An 18074-nucleotide genomic window follows, 5' to 3' on the forward strand; every position below is an offset into this window, starting at 1 on the left:
TCCGCGCGAAGCAACATCCAAGAGCTGCATCCGCGACAGGTAACCGAAGCCAGGTGCTGATCGGCGGGACGCTCGAGGTGCTGAGAGCTTCTACTTGGACCTTCCCTGCAGTTCCGAGCAAGGCCGCTGCGCCAACAGTTCACTGCTGCCAGCAACGGGGTCCGTTCTAGGCGTAGTGCTCATCATGTGCGAAACGATCGAGTCGCCACATCAGTGTTGAGTACCGCTCAGGTGACGATCCCATTAGTCGCGCTCCATACTCGTCAACTACGAGCATTGTGACAACTGCGGCGGCGACATGACCAAGATGAACATCCAGGTCGAAGACTCTCGCCTCGCCCGGCGTCAGGACGCTACCGTCGCTTGACCTATCAACGTAGAATCCCCGCTGCTTCGCGTCGTTCGCGCGCTTGGCTGCAAGCTCGAGGATCTCCGGAGGCACAAAGACCATCCCGGGATAGCGCTCGCAAAGCGGATCGCCCGCAGGTGGACGTGGGTACTCATCATTGACTACCCAAATCGGAAAGCGCGGGAGGACGTCACTAAACGAATAGGCACTCAAGAACTTCGCCGAGTGGCGCCTTGCGCCAGCTCCGAGCGATGGCACAGCCACCGGTTCGCCTGCGCCCTCCTGCCAAGCCGTCTCAAACGCGTCGTATACCCATACTGCCTTGCCCAGCTCTTCGTAGGCGAGCACAAGCAACGACTGCGCGCGGGCCGGTGAGGATGGCGCGAGCGTAGCGGCATCCTCGATAAGTGCTGTCGCGTTCTCAACAAGCGCCATCCAGTACTCGCGCGCCTCGTCCGGACACATGTTGATCACACTGAGAGACTACGAGAGATAACCGAACACTGGCCGACGGGCGCAAAGCGCTGAACTGTCGCGCTACGGCTCGAGGCTGGGATACGTCCTCCGAATCGAAGGCCCATCAGACGATACAAGATCCGGACGCTCCACAAGGCGACCTCCATCTCGGACTCTGATCTGGGCGTCGTAGACAATTGCGTCGAGTACGTCGCCCTCAAACTGTGAAGTGCATGTCGCCTCGACGTGCACGGGGACACGCACATCAGGTTTGCTAGCGTCGATCAGCACCTTCAGCTCCGTGGAGAAGCCCGCTGTGTGAGGAGTGAGGTACGCGTAGGTTCGCCCTGTGCGCCTCACATGGGACGACGTAGCCGCGTCGCCCCTTAGTTCAACTCGCGCGTGCCCCTGTCCGACGTTCACAAACTCAAACCTGAGCGTGACTTCGATGTGTGGAGTACTCATCGCCTGCGGGAACGCAGACTCTCCGAACTTCACTCCCCGAGCGCTGCGGTCACCTTCGAACCAAACGACACGCGGAACAGTCACGAGAGTGGCAATCAATGGGGACCTTGCGTCGACACGCGTCTTCGCTGCTTCCAGTACCGAGCGCCGGGCGAGTTCGGCCTGCACTCTGCCCTCACTCGCGAGGTCCGCGGCCGCGGACGCGGAGTCCTCAGCGGCGAACCCAGTTACGAGGGTTGAGATCGCCAGCAGAGACGTCCCGATGGCAGTGCCGAGTTGCGCGAAGAGCATCCACCGATCAACAGGTTCGTCCGGGACACGAGACACGACCCCCCAAGCCACCATCGCCGCGAGGCCGCTGGCGAGCGCCACGAGTGCAAATGCGAGCATGCCACGCACGAGCGACGTTCGGTTCCGGACCAGCACCTTCACGCCGTGCCCTCACTCGATATCAAGAGTCCTCCAGGAGTTCGTGACTGGGAGCCTGGACTGGCTCTCCCTAGACAGCGTACGCGGACAGCTCATCCCTTTCCCGAAGGCGTCCCCACGTCTCGGTGTCGAACTACGCACCCTCCGCCACCCCTGCAGATTGCACAGGTTAGCCCCTGGGGATCGGCAAGTCGGCACACAAGACGTGCCTGGTGCGGTACCGGATAGCCGCGGTCGCACGCCGCAGCAGACGCGAGCGTGCGGTGCCGGACGCTCTCGTGCGAGCCGATTCGCGCCGATAGTCTCGACGATACGGGTCGCGCCCGCGGGGTGCGCCGACTGCACACCGGGGGTCCCACTATGGCTGCAAGCAGGCTCACCAAGGCTCAGCTGGAAGAGCGCCTCGCGGCGCTCGAAGCCGAGAACGCCCGACTTCGCGACGACCTCGCCGCCGCGCCCTCCCCCGAGCCCGCCCGCGCGTCGGGCACTCCCGGCGCTGCACTCGCCGACGCCCCACGCCACCGGGGCCGCGCATTCCTGGGCGCGACGCTCATCGTCATCGCCGCGATCCTCGCCCCGCTGAGCACCGTCGCGAGCTACGCGGCGAGCCAGATCAGCGACACGGGCCGCTTCGTCGCCACGCTCGCTCCCCTCGCGGAGGACCCTGCGATCCAGTCGCTCGTCGTGGACCAGGCGGCGGTCGCGATCGACGACGCCCTCGACACGGACGCGCTCGTGGCCGACCTGCTGGACGGCGTCTTCGACGAGGACTCGACGCCGCGCCTGGCCGCCGCCGCGGACCTGCTGGGGCCCCTGCTCGCAGACCAGACGCGCACCGCGGTGCGCTCGGCCCTGACGGCGGTCGTCGAATCCGAGCAGTTCGCGACAGTGTGGACCGAGACGCTCACGCTCACGCACAGCCAGGTGGTCGCCGTGCTCGAGGGCGATGGCGACGGCGCGCTCGCGATCGACGACTCCGGCGCCGTCGTCATCCAGCTCCAGCCGATCCTCGACTCCCTCAAGCCCTACCTCGTGGAGCAGGGCTTCACGCTCGCCGCGAGCATCCCCGCGGTGGACGTCGCGATCACCATCACCGAGGTGCCGCAGATCGCCACCGCCCGGCTCGGCTATGCGGTGCTCACCACCGTCGGCGACGTGCTGCCGTGGACGGTGCTCGGGCTGCTCGTGATCGGCGTGGTCGTGCATCCGCGCCGTCCGCGCGCCGTGGTGCTCGCGGGCTCGCTCATGCTCGTGGTCGGGCTCGTCGTCGCGAGCGTGCTCGCCGCCGTGGGCGCGATTGCGGCCGCCACGCTCGCCACCGATATCCCGACTGCCGCGACGCGCGCGCTGTACGACGGGCTCACCGGCTCGGTCACTGCGGCCGCGCTCGCCTTCGCGCTCGCCGGCGCGGTCGCGCTCGTCGCCGGGCTCGTCGCGGGAACCTCCGCTGCCGCGGCATCCGCCCGACGCGCGGGCGCGGGCGTCGGCGACCGCCTCGGGGCGTGGCTGGATGCCAGGGGATGGCGCTCATCCGACCTGGCACGCGCGCTCGCGTCGCACCGCTGGCTGCTGTGGACGGCGCTCGTTGCGGTGCTCGCGCTGTGCTTCGCGCTGCTCAAGCCGCTCACGCCATGGGACGTGGCCCTCACAGGAGTGCTGCTCGCACTCGTCGCGGGCGCGTACGGCGTGCTGAGCGCGGGCTCGTCGCCCGAGCCCGCAAGTGATCCGGCGGTGGACCCGGTCTGAGCCGACCGCCGCGTCGGGCGTAGGCCGCTCCGCCCCGCGCCGAAGTGACGGCCAGCAAGGCGCGCGCGGGCGTGTATCGGCACACGATGCGCGAGCAGCCGTCACTTCGGGAGGAGCCGGGGGTCCAGGGACGCGCTCACCGAGGCGCGGGAAGCCCGGGATGCGATCGGCCCCGCGCGTCAGAGGCGCGAGGCACACTGGGGGCATGTGCGGCCGCTACGCGAACTTCCTCACCGAGCAGGACCTCATCGACGCGTTCGAGGTCGCCGTCATCGCGGACGACGCGCGGCTGCTGCCTCCGTCGTGGAACATCGCGCCCACGCAGAAGGTGCCGATCGTGCTGCCTGATCGCATCGAACAGCCCGTCGGTGGGCGTCGCGTGGAGGTGGCGCGCTGGGGCCTCGTGCCGTCGTGGGCCAAGGACCCCTCGATCGGCTCCAAGATGTTCAACGCGCGCTCCGAGACGATGGCAGAGAAGCCCTCGTTCCGCGCCGCCTTCACCAAGCGACGCTGCATCGTCCCGGCTTCCGGCTACTACGAGTGGAAGGCCGGCGCCGAGGGCAAGACGCCGTACTACATCCACCCGGCCGACGACTCTCCCCTGGCCTTCGCGGGGCTGTACGAGTTCTGGCGCGACAAGACGCTGGTCGACTCGGGGCATGGTGACGAGGCTCCGTGGATGGCAAGCTGCTCGATCGTGACGGTCGCGTCGCGCGACGAGATGCAGGAGATCCACGACCGCCAGCCCGCGATGCTCGCGCGGGACGCGCTCGAGGCCTGGCTCGACCCGACGTCCGAGCCCTCCGCTCTGCACGACGCGATCGCCGCGCCCGCGCCTGAGCTCGCATGGCATGCCGTGGACCGCGCGGTCGGCTCAGTGCGCCACAACTCAGCCGAGCTGATCGAGCCCGCGTAGCGAGCCGGCGCCCCGGGGCGCTCGACGAGGGTGTCGCACCACGCCGCCGTCGATAGACTGAAGGACACGCGTCCACCAGCGGCGCCCGAGCGACGAGAGGCGAGGAACGCAGTGATCCGCATCGGCATCGTCGAGGACGACGAGTACGCGCGCGACGCGCTGCTCGCTCACCTGCGCCGGTACCAGGAGGAGAACTCCGTGGTCTTCGACGTGCGCACGTTCGCCGACGGCGCCGAACTCGTCGACACGTTCGCCTCCGACTTCGACATCCTGTTCCTCGACATCGAGATGCCGCAGGTCGGCGGGCTCGAGGCCGCGCGCCACGTGCGGCAGGTCGACACCGACGTCATCATCGTGTTCGTCACCAACATGGCGCAGTACGCGATCAAGGGCTACGAGGTCGACGCGCTGAGCTATCTGCTCAAGCCAGTCCCCTACTTCTCGCTCTCGCAGGAGCTCACGCGGTCCCTGTCGCGGCTGAACGCGCGCGACGAGGCCAGCATCGTGCTGAACGTCGGCGGGAGCATGACGCGCGTGGACCTGCCGGACATCGTGTACATCGAGTCCATCCGGCACCGCATCATCGTCCACACCAGGGACCAGGGCGAGCTCACCTTCACCGGCACGCTCAAGGCCTTCGAGGCCGAGCTGGACGGCAAGGGCTTCTACCGGTCGAACAACTGCTACCTGGTGAACCTGCAGCACGTGCGCGCCGTGCAGCAGAGCAGCTGCACCATGCTCGGCGGCGACGAGCTGCAGGTCAGCCGACCGCGCAAGAAGGGCTTCCTCGAGGCGCTCACCGACTACGTGGGCGGCAAGCCCTCGTGACGCCGGAGCTCATCCCCGACATCCCCCGCTGGATCACCGCACTCGCCGAATGGTCGGCATGCGTCGTCTACATCCTGCTGATGCGCAAGCGCATCCCCACGGCGCCCCTCATCGCGACGCTGCTCTCGGGCCTCGTCATCATCTGGGGCGTCCAGGAGATCGCAGGCTCGCTGCCGCTCGGCCTGTGGACCGCAGGCATGCTCATGGCGGTCGTGTCCATGTACGCCCTGATCTTCGCGTGTGCGCAGGTGACGGCGCGCGAGGCGGGCGACCTCGTCGCGCGCGCGTTCGTGCTCGCGGAGCTCGTCGCATCGCTCCAATGGCAGCTCCACGTGTTCTTCCGGGGCGACGCGAGCTTCGGCGCCAGCAGCATCATCGTCCTTCTGGTCGTCTTCGCCGGCGGCTTCGGCGGCGCATATCTGTTCGAGCGCCGGCAGTTCCCTCGCGACGTGCACCTGGTGATCGACAACCGCGCGCTGGTCACGTCGATGGCGATCGCGGCGGCCACGTTCTTCGTCTCCAACCTCAGCTTCCTCACGGATTCGACGCCCTTCAGCGGGCGCTTGGGGCCTGAGGTGATGTACATCCGCACCCTCGTGGACCTTGCGGGCTTCGTGGTGCTGTACGCGCAGCGCGGCCAGCGCCTTGAGGTTCAGCGCGCGATCGAGGTGCAGTCCATGAACACCCTGCTCAAGTCGCAGCACGACCGCTATCTGCAGTCGCGCGAGCTGATGGACGAGGTGAACTCGCGCTATCACGACCTCAAGCAGTACATGCAGGCGATCCGCTCGGAGCCCGACAGCGAGGTGCGCGCGGCCGTCGTGGACCGCCTCGAGCAGCAGATCAAGGGCTACGAGGCGGTCTCTCTCGACACGGGCAACACTGTCGTGGACACGATGCTCACCACCAAGACGACGCAGGCGGCGCAGCAGGGCATCACCGTCACGAGCGTCGTGGACGGCGCGGCGCTCGACTTCATGGACGTGATCGACATCGTCACGGTGTTCGGCAATGCGCTCGACAACGCGATCGAGGCGACGCAGCACGTGCCCGAGGAGGACCGCCGACTGGTGCGGGTCGCGGTCAGCCGTCAGGGCGCGTTCGCGATGCTGAGGTTCGAGAACTACTTCGCGGGCTCGGTCGAGCTCGTCAACGGCCTGCCCCCCACCACGAAGGACGACGCGCACCACCACGGCTACGGACTCAAGAACATCCGCAACGTCGCCGAGGCGTACGGGGGCTCGCTCACGATCGCGTCCGAGGACGGCTGGTTCGTGCTGCGGATGCTCCTGCCCGTGCCCGACGCTGGCGCCGGCTCACGCCGTCAGGGCTAGTTGAAGCCCACGGCCTTCTGCGCGGCCTTGTAGGCCAGCACCGTCACCTGGCGGCCGGGACGCCCGGGCAGGTTCATCACGAGGTTGAGCATGCGCCGACGCAGGCGCCAGTACAGCTCGGGGTCCCACTCGCGAATGTCGTCCCACAGCGCGTCCTTGCGGTCCAGCGCGGCGGGCGTGCCCGCGCGCACCGAGAGCGTCGAGGACACGGCACAGATGATCTCGAAGTAGTGGCTCATGTAGCGCTGCAGGCCGGCGGGCAGGGTGCCGCGGCGCGGCAGATGGCGCATCATCATGCGATTCACGCGCAGCTGCTGGTCGAGGCGCGAGATCATCACGTCCTCGTTGACCGACTGGCCCTCGCGGCCGATGAAGTACCGGTACATGTCCACGTCCAGGTAGAACATGCGGCGCACGTGCGGAAGTGGCTCGAACGCGTACAGGTTGTCCACGTAGAACGTGTGCTCCGGCAGGCGCAGGCCGGCCTCGCGCAGCAGCGCGGTGCGGTACACGAGCGCGTGCATCATCATGTACTGGCGCTTGCCGAAGCGGCCCACCTCGTCCCAACCGAACACACGCCCCTCGGGCAGCACGTCGCGGAAGCGCACTGCGGTCTTGTTGCGCTTGCCGACCTTCTCGTACACGAAGTTCGAGACGACCATGTCGATCACGGTGCGCTCGGCGATGAATGTGCGCAGCTGCGCGAGGAGCGCGGCGAACGCGCTCTCGTCCACCCAGTCGTCGGAGTCGACGATCTTGAGGAACTCGCCCTCGGCGACCGCGAGGCCCGCGTTGATCGCCGAGCCGTGGCCGCCATTGGGCTTGTGGATCGCGCGCACGCGTCCCGGGTGCCTCTGCTCGTATTCGTCGGCGATGTCAGAGGTCGCGTCGCGCGACCCGTCGTCGACGATGAGGATCTCGACGTCGTCCCCGCCGGTCAGCAGGGTGTCGAGGCAGTGGCGCATGTAGTCGGCCGAGTTGTAGCACGGCACGACGACCGAGAGCGTGGTCATGGTTCCAGGGACCTTTCAGGGGGCGCGGACGCCCGAGTTGCCATCAGCGTTCGCGGCGCCCTCCTGCCCCTGCGCCGTGGAGAGGTCCTGGGGGGAACCCGTGGCGGGAGCCGTGACGGCGTCTGCGTCCTCCTCCGCTTCCTCAGGCACCTGCTTGAAGATGACCTTGAAGATCGGGAAGAACACCCAGAACGCGATCGCACTGTTGATGATCATTGTAATGACATCGGCGATGGTCTCGCCGGTGGACCCCATGCCCCAGGTATCGATGAAGAGGTTGTAGATCGGAACCTTGTAGAAGCCCTGGGCGGCCGCGGCGAAGATCGTGATGAGGACGTAGGCGATGAAGTACCACATCGCCGCCTTCCACACGGAGTTGTTCGCGCGGAACGTGATCGACCGCTGCGCGAAGAAGTTGATGACCTGCGCGATGGCGATCGTGATCTGCACGGCAAGGAAGTACGCGAGCCCGCCGCCGGTGCCGTCGGCCTGCACCTCGCCGGCCGGGTAGTCGAAGATGAAGTACTGGGTGCCGTCCAGGTTCGAGCCGATCGGCCAGATCTGGAAGGGAACGTCTACCAGGGCAGTCTGGTTGAACGCGGCCTTGAACATCGGCATGAGGATGAGCTGCAGGACGGTGACGCCGTTGCTCAGGAGGAAGAACATGAGGAACTGCGCGAGCCCCGGCCGCTTCTCGTAGAAGCGGTTCCACATGCGTGTGATCGGCTTGAACATCGTCGTTCCCCTCAGGTTCAGCGGTGGGCGGCCTGGGCCGCGCCCTCAGTCAGTCGCGCGCGCAGCGCCTTGGTCTCGCGGGCGTTCCGGAAGAAGCCGCCGACGGTGCCGCCGACGCCCCGGAAGAAGTGCCCGTTCACGATGGATGTGATTGATGTCACCATCTCCGTGCTGACCATGCCGTTGGTCATCTTCGCGATGGCGCGGAACGGCATGTTGTACAGGAAGTACAGGTTCAGATCGGGCTTGCCCTTGGCCTCCGAGCGCGCGATCAGCGACCGCAGGACGCGCGCCACGAGACGCGCGAGCGGGCTCTTTGCCTGGTGCATCGCGAGCAGCGGGTCGTTGATCCCCAGGTCACGGCGCTCCCCCGACTCGGTCGGTACGTCGCTGCCGAGCAGCGCGGCGAAGTCGGCGTCAGAGACGTCGGTGACGGCTCCCGTCCGGTAGGTCCCGGGCACGGCCGCCGCCACGGGGTCCACGCCCTTGACGTTGCGCTTGCCGTCGAGGCGGATGTCCTCGACCGAGGCGCCCACGAGCACGCGGTACTCGCCGGTCTCCACGACCCACGCGTCGGCCTCCACGTCGTACGCGCGGAACGTGCGCTCGTCGAACGGGATGGTCACCCGCGCCTTCTCGCCCGGGGCGAGCTGCACCTTCTGGAAGCCCTTGAGCTCGCGGGCGGGCCGCGGGAGTCCCTCGGCGGTGGCGCGCGAGATGTACAGCTGCGCGACCTCCGCTCCGTGCAGGTCGCCGGTGTTAGTGACCGTGAACGAGGCACCCGTGGTGGTGATCTTGAGGTCGCTGTACTCGAACGTGGTGTAGCTCAGCCCGTACCCGAACGGGAACCGGACGGCCACGTCGGCCGTCGTGTAGTACCGGTAGCCCACGAACAGGCCCTCGCGGTACTGCGCGTACTGGCCGCGCCCCGGGAAGTAGGCGTGGCTGGGGTTGTCCTCGAGCGCAACCGGGTAGGTCTCGGCGAGCCGGCCCGACGGGTTGACCTCGCCGGTCAGCACGCTCACCACCGCCTCGGCACCGGCCTGGCCTCCCAGGTAGCCGTGCAGCAGCGCGGCGCAGCTGTCGAGCCACGGGGTCTCGACCACCGAGCCGGCGGCGAGGACCACGACGACGCGACGGCCGGCAGCGGCGAGGCTCGTGAGCAGCTCGACCTGGTTGGCGGCGACCGTGAGGTCCTCGCGGTCCTTGCCCTCGGACTCGCGCGTCTCGTCCAGTCCCATGTAGAACAGCACGACGTCTGCGTCGGCAGAGACGGTCAGCGCCGCCTCGGCGAGCGCAGCGTCGGGCGTGCCGTCGCGTCGGAAGCCTTGCGCGTAGGCCACGACGTCGAGCTCCGAGGAGCCGAGCGCCTCGAGTGGCGTCGTGAGGCGCGTGGGGTTCACCAGCGACGAGCCCGCGCCCTGGTAGCGCGGGGTCTCGGCGAAGTCTCCGACCACCGCGACGCGCGTGCCCGCGGCCAGCGGGAGCACAGCGTCCTCGTTGCGCAGCAGGACGGCCGACTGCTCGGCGACCTGGCGCGCGAGCGCGTGGTGCGCGTCGGCATCCACCGGCTCGGCGGTGCCGCCCTCGATCCACTCGGTCAGGGCGAGCATCTCGGCGGCGCGCACGTCGAGCTCTGACTCAGTGAGCTCGCCCGCGTCGAGCGCGGCCATGATCTCGCGCACCGACCCATAGCCGGGCGAGGGCATCTCGAGCGTGCCGCCGGCCTTGATGGCCTCCACTGCGTCGTTGCTGCCGCCCCAGTCGGAGACGACCGCGCCGTCGAAGCCCCACTCGTCGCGCAGGATCTCGGTCAGCAGGTGTCGGTTCTCGTGCGCGTAGGCGCCGTTGACCTTGTTGTACGAGGACATGAGCGAGCGCGGCGAGGACTCGCGCACGACCGTCTCGAATGCGGCCAGATACATCTCGCGCAGCGTCCGCTCGTCGACGATCGAGTCGGAGGACATGCGGCGGTGCTCCTGCGAGTTCACCGCGAAGTGCTTGGGGCACGCGGCCGTGCCCTGGGACTGGATGCCGCGCACGTAGCCGGCCGCGAGGACGCCGGTGAGCAGCGGGTCCTCGGAGAAGTACTCGAAGTTGCGTCCGCACAGCGGGCTGCGCTTGATGTTGAGCCCCGGGCCCAGCAGCACGTCGACTCCGAGTCCGGCGGCCTCCGAGCCCAGCGCCCGGCCCACGCGCTCGGCGAGGGCGGGGTCCCAGCTGTTGGCGACGGTGGCGGACGTGGGGAAGCACGTGGCCTGCGCAGACGCGTTGATGCCGAGGTGGTCGCCCTCTCCCAGCTGGCGACGCACGCCGTGGGGGCCGTCGGCGAGCACGAGGGACCGCAGGCCCACCCGCGGCAGGGGCCGCGAGTCCCACACGGTCTCGCCGCTCAGCAGCGCGGCCTTCTCAAGCGTGGTCAGCTCGTCGACGGACTTCACGATTCTTCACTCCAAGATGACTGTCGGGTCGGTGCCGGGCCGGATCTACCGACCCGGCACCTCCCCTGTCAGGGTTGCGCGACGGTCTCCCGCCACGCGTGGTCAGGCGTCAGGACTCCGAGGAGGCCTTCGGCGCACGGTGGGTGGACACGCGACGCCACACCATCACGACGCCGCCGAGGACCAGCAGCCCGATGACGGAGGTCGCGATGATCTGGATGTAGACCCACATCGGCGGGGTGTACGAGACCGTCGCACCCGGCGCGAGGCCGTCCATCGCGTTCGAGTTCGCGACCGTGTACAGGATGTTGTGGGTCGCCTCACGGATGTCCGTGACCGCCTTCGCCGACGACGTGTCGCCGAACGACTTGGACGGCTGGAACGTCAGCGTCAGGTCCGTGCCCGCGTGGATGCCCTGGTTCGGGTTCATGTACGGGTACAGGTTGAAGTCCGAGATCACGAAGCCCTCGAAGCCCCACTCGCCGCGCGGCACCGCGGTCATCAGCGCCTCCGAGCCTCCGGCCCAGGTCGCGCCGACACGGTTGAACGAGCTCATCAGGCCGCCGAGGCCGACCGTGGTCTCCGCGATGGTGCCCTGGTCGTCGGCGATGTACTTCACGTCCATCGTGACGCCCTTGACTGCCATCTCGAACGGCTTGAGGTACACCTCACGGATGGTCTGCTCGGTCGCGAAGGTCGCGATGCCGTTGTTGACGCGGTTGGTCTCCTGCTCGTTCAGCGCATAGTGCTTGAGCATCGTGTAGACGCCCTTGGTGCCGATGCCGTTGATCACCGAGGTGGCCATCTGACCGGACAGGACCGGGTCCTCCGAGTAGTACTCGAAGTTGCGGCCGCCGAACGGCGAGCGGTGCAGGTTGACCGCAGGTGCATACCAGCCGTTGAGGTCCTTCTGCAGGGCCTCCTCGCCGAGCATGACGCCCATCGCGGTGCCCAGGTCCACATCCCAGGTCTGCGCGATGAGAACCTCGGACGGGTAGGCCGTGCCGTTGATCGACGAGTTGATGAACGACGAGAAGCCGGCCGGGCCGTCGGGCTCGACGGTCGCAGGCTTGGCGATCGAGCCGATCGCCTCGGTCTGGTAGGCGCCGTTGAGCAGCATGCTCGTCATGTCGCCCAGCGAGATCGAGTCAAGCAGCTCGTCCCACTTCGGGTCGTCCTTGGCGAGTCCGCGCAACTCGATGAGGGCAAGGCCCGAGCTCTCGCCCGTGGTCGGCATCTCGCCCTCGAAGCCTGCGGCGGCCTCGTCGTAGTCCCAGGCCTCGAAGCCTGCGACGGTGGCGTCCGAGGCGGTGTAGATCTCCTCGGTCGGGGCGGTCGGGAAGGTGCCTGCGAAGTCCGCACGCGAGAACGCCTGGATGTCGCCGCCCATGGTCGAGAACTCCGCGGAGACGTCGTCGAACTGGTTGGTGACCTCGCCGACGTCGGACGCGCGGTGGTCGTCACCCGCGTACACGACGGTCTCGTCGACGGTGTAGACGAAGGGCTCGGTGCCCCCGGCGACGTCGTGCGAGTTCGTCTGGACGGTGATGTCGTAGTCGCCTGCCTCGAGGACGTACGCCGCCTCGCCGAGGTAGTCGTAGGACGCCATGTCCTCGACCGCGATCTCGAGCTGGACCGTCTCGGACGCGCCAGGCGCGATCACGTCGGTCTTGGCGAAGTCGCCCAGGACGACCTCGGACTTCTCGATGCCGCCCGGCGTGTAGGGCGCCGAGTAGTAGAGCTCGACGACGTCGCGACCGGCGACATCGCCAGTGTTGGTGACCTCGACGGTGACGACGATGCTGCCGTCGACCTCGCCGGCGTCGGTGGCGAGCACGTTCCACGCGAAGTCGGTGTACGACAGGCCATACCCGAACGGGTACACGACGGCCTCGTCGTAGTCGATGAAGCCCTCGTAGGCAGCGGTCTCGTAGTACCGGTAGCCGAAGTAGATGCCCTCGGCGTAGTTCACGAACGGAGCGTCAGGGGTGACGGTGGCGTTCGACGTGGCCGACTCGGTGGCCGAGACGGGGTACGAGGCCTCGATGTTGTTGTAGATGAAGTCGCCGAAGTTGTTCCACGTCGGGTCGGCAGTGAAGTCCGCCGCCCACGTGTCCACGGTGCGACCCGAGGGGTTCACGTCGCCATTGAGGATCGAGCCCAGGGCGTTGAAGCCTGTCGCGCCAGGCGATCCCGCAAGCAGGATCGCGTCGACTCCCGCGTCGTCCTGGAGGTCGCCCAGCTCCATCGTGGTGGAGGCGTTGACGACGACCACGACGGTGTCGAACTCCGCCTTGGCCAGGGCGATCAGGTCCTTCTCGTCCTGGTTGAGCTCGAGCTGGTGCTCGCCCTCGGCGGCTGCCGGGTCGATGTTGTCGGGGTTCGCGATGTCCTGCATGTCCTGCGTCAGGTCGCCGCCCTCACCGCCGGGGCGGCCGATGAACACCACGGCCGCGTCGTCGTAGGACGCGAACGAGCCGGAGACGGCCTCGTAGTCGGACACGGGAAGCTCGCCGACGGTGTAGGTCGACTTCTCCGGCACGTCCATCTCGATGTGGCCGCGCTTGGTCTCGGCGGTGTACGCCTCGATAGCGTTGTAGACGTCCTCGTTGATGCTGAAGCCGGCGTTCTCGAGGCCCACGCGGGGCGTGACGGCCGTGTTCGTGTCGACCGAGCCCGAACCGGAGCCGCCGAACACGGGGTCCGTCACGGAGCGGCCGAGCATGGTCACCGCGGCGCCCGAGTCGAGCGGCAGCGCGCCGTTCTCGTTCTTCGCGAGCACGATGCCGCCGGCGGCGATCTCCTCGACGAGGTCGCGTGCCGCCGCATCGACGGCGTCGATGTCAGCGAAGTCCGACTCGTAGTAGGAGGTGTCCCAGCCAGCCGACTCCTCAGAGTTCGTGAAGGTGTAGGTGCCGTTGCCGAACTGCGAGCCGACCCAGCCGCCGGCCACGATCAGCGCCATGTTCGCCACGACGGCGATCGCGGTCACGAGTGCGAGCACAGGGATCCAGATCGACAGGTACTTCTTGTTGGACATCGGGGCCTTGGCCGCCTTGTCCTTCTTCGGACTCGCGCTCACGGTGCTTCTCCTTGGCTACGCGGGTGGATGGGAGGTGGGTGCCGAGCGGCTCCGGGGGCCGCTCGAGGCAGTGAAGTCTGGGTTGCGGCGGACCAGGGGCCCGCCCGCCCCGCTGAGGGGCGGGCAGGCTCCCCCGGTCGACACCGGTGGGGCCTCAGGGGCCGAACTACTCGGCGGCGGCCTCGGTGATGGCGCCGTCCTGGTCGATCTGGCAGAGCACGCCGTCGGCGCCCTCGGCCTCGATCACGTAGTTGCCACCGTCGATGTTGACGGTGCCGGTCACGCGCTCGGCGGCGTCCGTCTTGACGAACGGCATCACCATGAGGCCGTACTTGACGGTCGGCTCGCTGACGTCGGACGCGAGCATGACCTGCGCCCAGTCATCGTCGGCGAGAGCGTCGTCGACGGCAGTCTTCGCGGTCTCCAGGTCGGTCGTGAGCGCCTCGCAGGCGGCCGATGCGGCGCCGCCGTCCTCGCCACCGGTCGAGCCGGTGTCGCTCGAGCAGGCGGCGAGTCCGAACGCACCCATCGCGGCGATCAGCAGAGCAGCACCCGTGGTCTGCACCTTCTTGATGTTCATGATTGCTCCTCTAGGGGATCGAGCCGCGAGGGGGTCTCACGGTCCATGTCTATGGTCTATGCGGTTGTATGGCCGAGCGAACTTGCGTTCGTTCGGCCCGGGCGGTGTGGCCGGCGACCGGAGCCGCCGGCCACACCCGGGAGTGCTAGTCGGCGATGACGCCGGACCAGTTGAGGCCGAAGCCGAAGTCGTAGGCGTTGCCTGCGGCGTCGGTGTAAGGCGTCATGTCCTTCGCGACGTCCTCGAGCTGGGCCTCGACCGTGTCCATGTTCGCGGGGAACTGGATCGGCAGGCGGCCCGACGGCTCGTAGGCGCCAGTCGCGACGTCGTACACTGCCTTGTCCGAGGTGCCGAAGCTGACCAGGATCGCGTCAGCGTCGGCCTCGAACTCGGCGGGGATGATCGGGTTCACGGCCTTGAGGACCGCCACCACGGGGATGTCGGAGCCACTGGCCTCGACGGCCGCGACCGCACGCTCGAAGGCGTCCAGGTCGGCCTCGTTCGAGATGCGCGAGGTGTTGCCGAAGTAGGAGCGGTTCTCCTGGGTGCCATCCTCGAGGATGTCGCCAGCGATCGAGACCTTGCGGACGTTGTCGCCATCCGCCGTGTAGGGGCGGTACTGCAGCGAGAACGGGTACCACTCGCCGGTCTCCACGTCGTGACCCGCGCCGGAGAAGTTGTCTCCGTTGTTCGGGCTGTCCATGCCGACCAGGACCAGGTCCACGTCGGTGAGGTCGGGAGCAGTGATCGACGTCGCCACACCCTCATCGTTGAGCACGACCTCGTCGGTCACGACGGTGCCGAAGATCTCGGCGGCCGCGTCGAGGTCCATGGTCGGACCCTGCGAGTAGGTGGCGGGGCCGAAGAGGCTCGCCACACCGTTGTCCTCAGACTGCGGGATGTAGACGGTGAGCTCCGACGGGTCGACGCCCTCGGCGATGACGCCGTCGTTCTTCAGCATGACGATCGACGCGAGCTGCGCGTCGTAGCCTGCCTGGACCTTGTCGTCCGAGGCGAGCACCGAGGCCGACTCCTCAGGGTCGAGGAACGCGGACTCGTACAGTCCGGCGTCGAAGAACATCTTGAGGATGCGGGCACCCGACTCCTGGAAGCGGGTCTCCGCGTCCACGTCGAGCTCGCCGGCCTCGAACTTCTCCTGCCACAGCGCGGCGCCCTCGAGGAGGATCGTCGCGTCGTTGACGCCACCGAACATGTCGTGACCGGTGCCGAGCACCTCGACGTAGCGCTCTGCCGGCGCCAGGTCCTCGGCGCCGTGCGCGGTCGCGATGAACGCGCCCTCGTCGTTCTTGCCGGTCATGACGCCCCAGTCCGTCACGACGACGCCGCCGAAGGCGTTGTCGTCGCGCAGGATCGACATGAGGCCCGTGTCGTACGCGGTGCCCATGCGGTCCTCGAACAGCGGCTGTCCGTCACCGTCCAGCGAGATCGAGTACGAGGTCATGACCGCAGCGGAGTCGAGTGCGGCCTGGAAGACCTTGATGTGCTCGTCGAGGTTGCCGCCCGGGTACACGCCGTACTTGCCGACCTCGGTGTGCGACTCGCGGCCGCCCTCGCCGGGGCCGTCGCCGGGCCAGTGCTTGATCATCGCGTTGACCGACTCGGTTCCCCAGTCAGCGGCGCCGTCGGAGCCCTGGAAGCCAGAGACGTACGCGGCGGTGAGCTCGGCGGCGAGGTCGGAGTCCTCACCGAACGTACCGCCGACGCGGAGCCAGCGGGGCTCCGTGGCGAGGTCGATCTGCGGGCTCAGCGCGGTCGTGATGCCCAGCGCGCGGTACTCCGCGGAGGCCATCTGACCGAACTGCAGCGTGTAGGCCGGGTCGAACGTCGCCGCGAGGCCCAGGTTCGAGGGCCAGCGCGAGATGTCCGCGCCGTCGGCGTTGTAGCCGCCGGAGCCGGCGGTCGAGCGCGGGTCGGAGGCGAAGTTGACGGGCACGTACGGGGTGTCCTCGGTCGCGAGGGTCTCCACGTAGGCCTGCATCGCGTTGACCCACGGGACGGTCGTGCCGGCGTCGGAGCCCGCAGCGTTCAGGACGGCGCGCAGGTTCGACTCGGACAGGTAGGTCTTCTGGGCGTCGGTGAGGCCGTCGCCGGGCGAACGCTCGTGCGAGCTGAACAGCATGAGGCCCGCGATCTGCTCGATCGACATCTGGCCGGCGATGTCCGCCGCGCGCTCGGTCGACGCGAGGCGCCAGTCCTCCCACGTGTCGAGCTCGCCATTGGCGTTCATGTCCTTGAACGCGACCGTGGAGCCGTCGATCTCCTCCTCGAGCAGCGTGACGCCGCTCTCCGAGCCGTACGACAGGTCCGGGTAGTCGCCGGGGTTGTCCACGACGGTGAACGTCGTGTCGCCATCGGACACCTCGCTGGTGGTGTAGCTGCCACCTGCCTCGGTGCTGCCGGGCTCGTCCGTCGAGCATCCGGCCAGGCTGATCGCGAGCGTCAGGCCCGCGAACGCCGCCGCGCCCTTGATGTGCATGGGCTTCATGCTCATGCCTCCTTCGTCATCATTGACTGCATCGTGTTCTCCCCTGTGTCCAGTGGAGCTGGATCGATGACCGCACCCGTTCGCGTGAGCCCGGACGGCTTCCGAGCCGCGATCGCGTGGCGATCGTTCTGACGCGGTGACCAGATGCCCGTGCCGTGGGACTCCGATGTCTGACGGCGGTGTCCTGCGGTGGTGCGTGCTGGTCGGCGCGCTGAAGAAAAGTGAAACAGCGCGGCATCGAACCGGGTTCGCCGGTCGCACAACCTGTCGCCTGCCATGCACAAACTGCGGCCTCGTTACCACCTTGTGACATACGCGTGATGGACGCGTGACAATTTGACGAGGGTCAGCGGGCGCGCCGCACGCGCACGTCGCCGGCGAGCACGGCGGTGATAACGCCCGACGCCGTGGTCACCAGGAGCGCGCCGTCCCCCCCGAGCCCGGTCGCGGTTCCGACCACGGGAGACGGTCCACCGGCGTCCACCGCGACGGGCAGCCCGAGGGTCGCGCACACATCGGTCACCTCGGCACGGATCGCCTCCGGATCCGCGTCCCACAGTCGGCACGCGGCGGCGATCTCGCTCGCCAGCCGGTCGAGCACCGCGACCCGCGTCACCTCCATCCCGAGCGACGCGAGCGACGCGGCGTGGGGCACGGGCAGCTCGTGCGCCCCCTGCGCGACGTTGACGCCCACGCCCGCGACGACGGCACCGTCGACGATCTCGCACAGGATCCCGACGACCTTGCGCCACGTCCCCCACCCGGCGATGTCGTCCGCGCCCGCGACGTCCACGATCACATCGTTCGGCCACTTGAGCGCTGCGTCGACGCCGAGCGCGCGCACGGCGCGGACCGCGGCCAGGCCCACCACGAGCGGCGCCCACGCGAGGTCGGGCCCCGACGCGCGGGGCCGCAGCACGAACGACGCGGTCAGCGCCACCCCACGCGGCGTCTCCCAGACGCGACCGGACCTCCCGCGACCCGCAGTCTGATGGTCCGCCACGTAGGCCGACAGGTGCGGCCACGCGTCGGGGTTCTGGCGCAGCGCCGCCGCGAGCGCAGTATTGGTCGAGGGCTCGTCGGGCACGACGGCCGCGAGCGCGAGCGGGCCGCGCGGGGCGATCAGCGGCTCGACCAGGTCGGGGGTCAGCGGCGCGCGCGGGTCCATGCCGTCAGCGTAGACGGCTCCTCCCG

Annotated in this window: 13 protein-coding genes; 4 read left to right on the plus strand and 9 right to left on the minus strand. The window is 68.3% G+C overall.

The window, feature by feature from the left end; all coding sequences use genetic code 11:
• Window positions 1-166: 166 nt before the first annotated feature.
• A complete protein-coding gene (locus B7K21_RS08275) occupies window positions 167-814 on the minus strand; it encodes an AbiV family abortive infection protein (RefSeq protein ID WP_234989282.1) in 648 nt (215 codons plus the stop codon).
• Window positions 815-886: 72 nt separating this feature from the next.
• Window positions 887-1702 carry a hypothetical protein gene (locus B7K21_RS08280; protein WP_144016140.1) on the minus strand — a complete coding sequence of 272 codons (816 nt, stop codon included), beginning with the start codon at window positions 1700-1702 and terminating at the stop codon, window positions 887-889.
• 357 nt (window positions 1703-2059) lie between these two features.
• Here B7K21_RS08280 and B7K21_RS08285 point away from each other — a divergent pair, with 357 nt between their 5' ends.
• The 4 genes from B7K21_RS08285 (at window position 2060) to B7K21_RS08300 (ending at window position 6523) form a co-directional block, all read left to right on the plus strand.
• Window positions 2060-3445, plus strand: coding sequence for a hypothetical protein (locus B7K21_RS08285; RefSeq protein WP_084074979.1), 1386 nt, complete (start codon window positions 2060-2062; stop codon window positions 3443-3445).
• Window positions 3446-3650: 205 nt separating this feature from the next.
• The gene (locus B7K21_RS08290; protein WP_144016141.1) at window positions 3651-4361 is read left to right on the plus strand and encodes an SOS response-associated peptidase; all 711 of its coding nucleotides are present in this window, start codon (window positions 3651-3653) and stop codon (window positions 4359-4361) included.
• A 111-nt stretch (window positions 4362-4472) separates the two neighbouring features.
• Window positions 4473-5189, plus strand: a complete 717-nt coding sequence (locus B7K21_RS08295; RefSeq protein ID WP_084074981.1) for a LytTR family DNA-binding domain-containing protein — start codon at window positions 4473-4475, stop codon at window positions 5187-5189.
• A complete protein-coding gene (locus B7K21_RS08300; protein ID WP_084074982.1) occupies window positions 5186-6523 on the plus strand; it encodes a sensor histidine kinase in 1338 nt (445 codons plus the stop codon). The genes B7K21_RS08295 and B7K21_RS08300 overlap by 4 nt, the downstream gene beginning before the upstream one ends.
• Here the strand turns inward: B7K21_RS08300 and B7K21_RS08305 are convergent.
• From B7K21_RS08305 to B7K21_RS08335, 7 genes are all read right to left on the minus strand, one after another.
• Window positions 6520-7536, minus strand: coding sequence for a glycosyltransferase family A protein (locus tag B7K21_RS08305; RefSeq protein WP_084074983.1), 1017 nt, complete (start codon window positions 7534-7536; stop codon window positions 6520-6522). The two genes, B7K21_RS08300 and B7K21_RS08305, sit on opposite strands and share 4 nt — an antisense overlap.
• 15 nt (window positions 7537-7551) lie before the next feature.
• Window positions 7552-8271: a hypothetical protein gene (locus B7K21_RS08310; protein ID WP_200806282.1), complete on the minus strand. Its 720-nt coding sequence runs from the start codon at window positions 8269-8271 to the stop codon at window positions 7552-7554.
• 17 nt (window positions 8272-8288) lie between these two features.
• A complete protein-coding gene (locus B7K21_RS08315) occupies window positions 8289-10712 on the minus strand; it encodes a glycoside hydrolase family 3 C-terminal domain-containing protein (protein WP_200806283.1) in 2424 nt (807 codons plus the stop codon).
• Window positions 10713-10821: 109 nt separating this feature from the next.
• Entirely contained in the window at window positions 10822-13794 is a 2973-nt protein-coding gene (locus B7K21_RS08320; RefSeq protein WP_234989254.1) for a glycoside hydrolase family 3 C-terminal domain-containing protein, read from the minus strand.
• A gap of 166 nt (window positions 13795-13960) precedes the next feature.
• On the minus strand, window positions 13961-14374 hold the full coding sequence (locus B7K21_RS08325; RefSeq protein WP_084074985.1) for a hypothetical protein: 414 nt from the start codon (window positions 14372-14374) through the stop codon (window positions 13961-13963).
• A gap of 145 nt (window positions 14375-14519) precedes the next feature.
• Complete coding sequence (locus tag B7K21_RS08330; protein WP_234989255.1) at window positions 14520-16886, minus strand: glycoside hydrolase family 3 N-terminal domain-containing protein; 2367 nt, start codon at window positions 16884-16886, stop codon at window positions 14520-14522.
• A 340-nt stretch (window positions 16887-17226) separates the two neighbouring features.
• Window positions 17227-18048, minus strand: a complete 822-nt coding sequence (locus B7K21_RS08335; RefSeq protein ID WP_084074987.1) for a biotin--[acetyl-CoA-carboxylase] ligase — start codon at window positions 18046-18048, stop codon at window positions 17227-17229.
• Between the last annotated feature and the right edge of the window lie 26 nt (window positions 18049-18074).

This window comes from Demequina sp. NBRC 110052 (assembly GCF_002090075.1).
GTDB lineage: Bacteria > Actinomycetota > Actinomycetes > Actinomycetales > Demequinaceae > Demequina.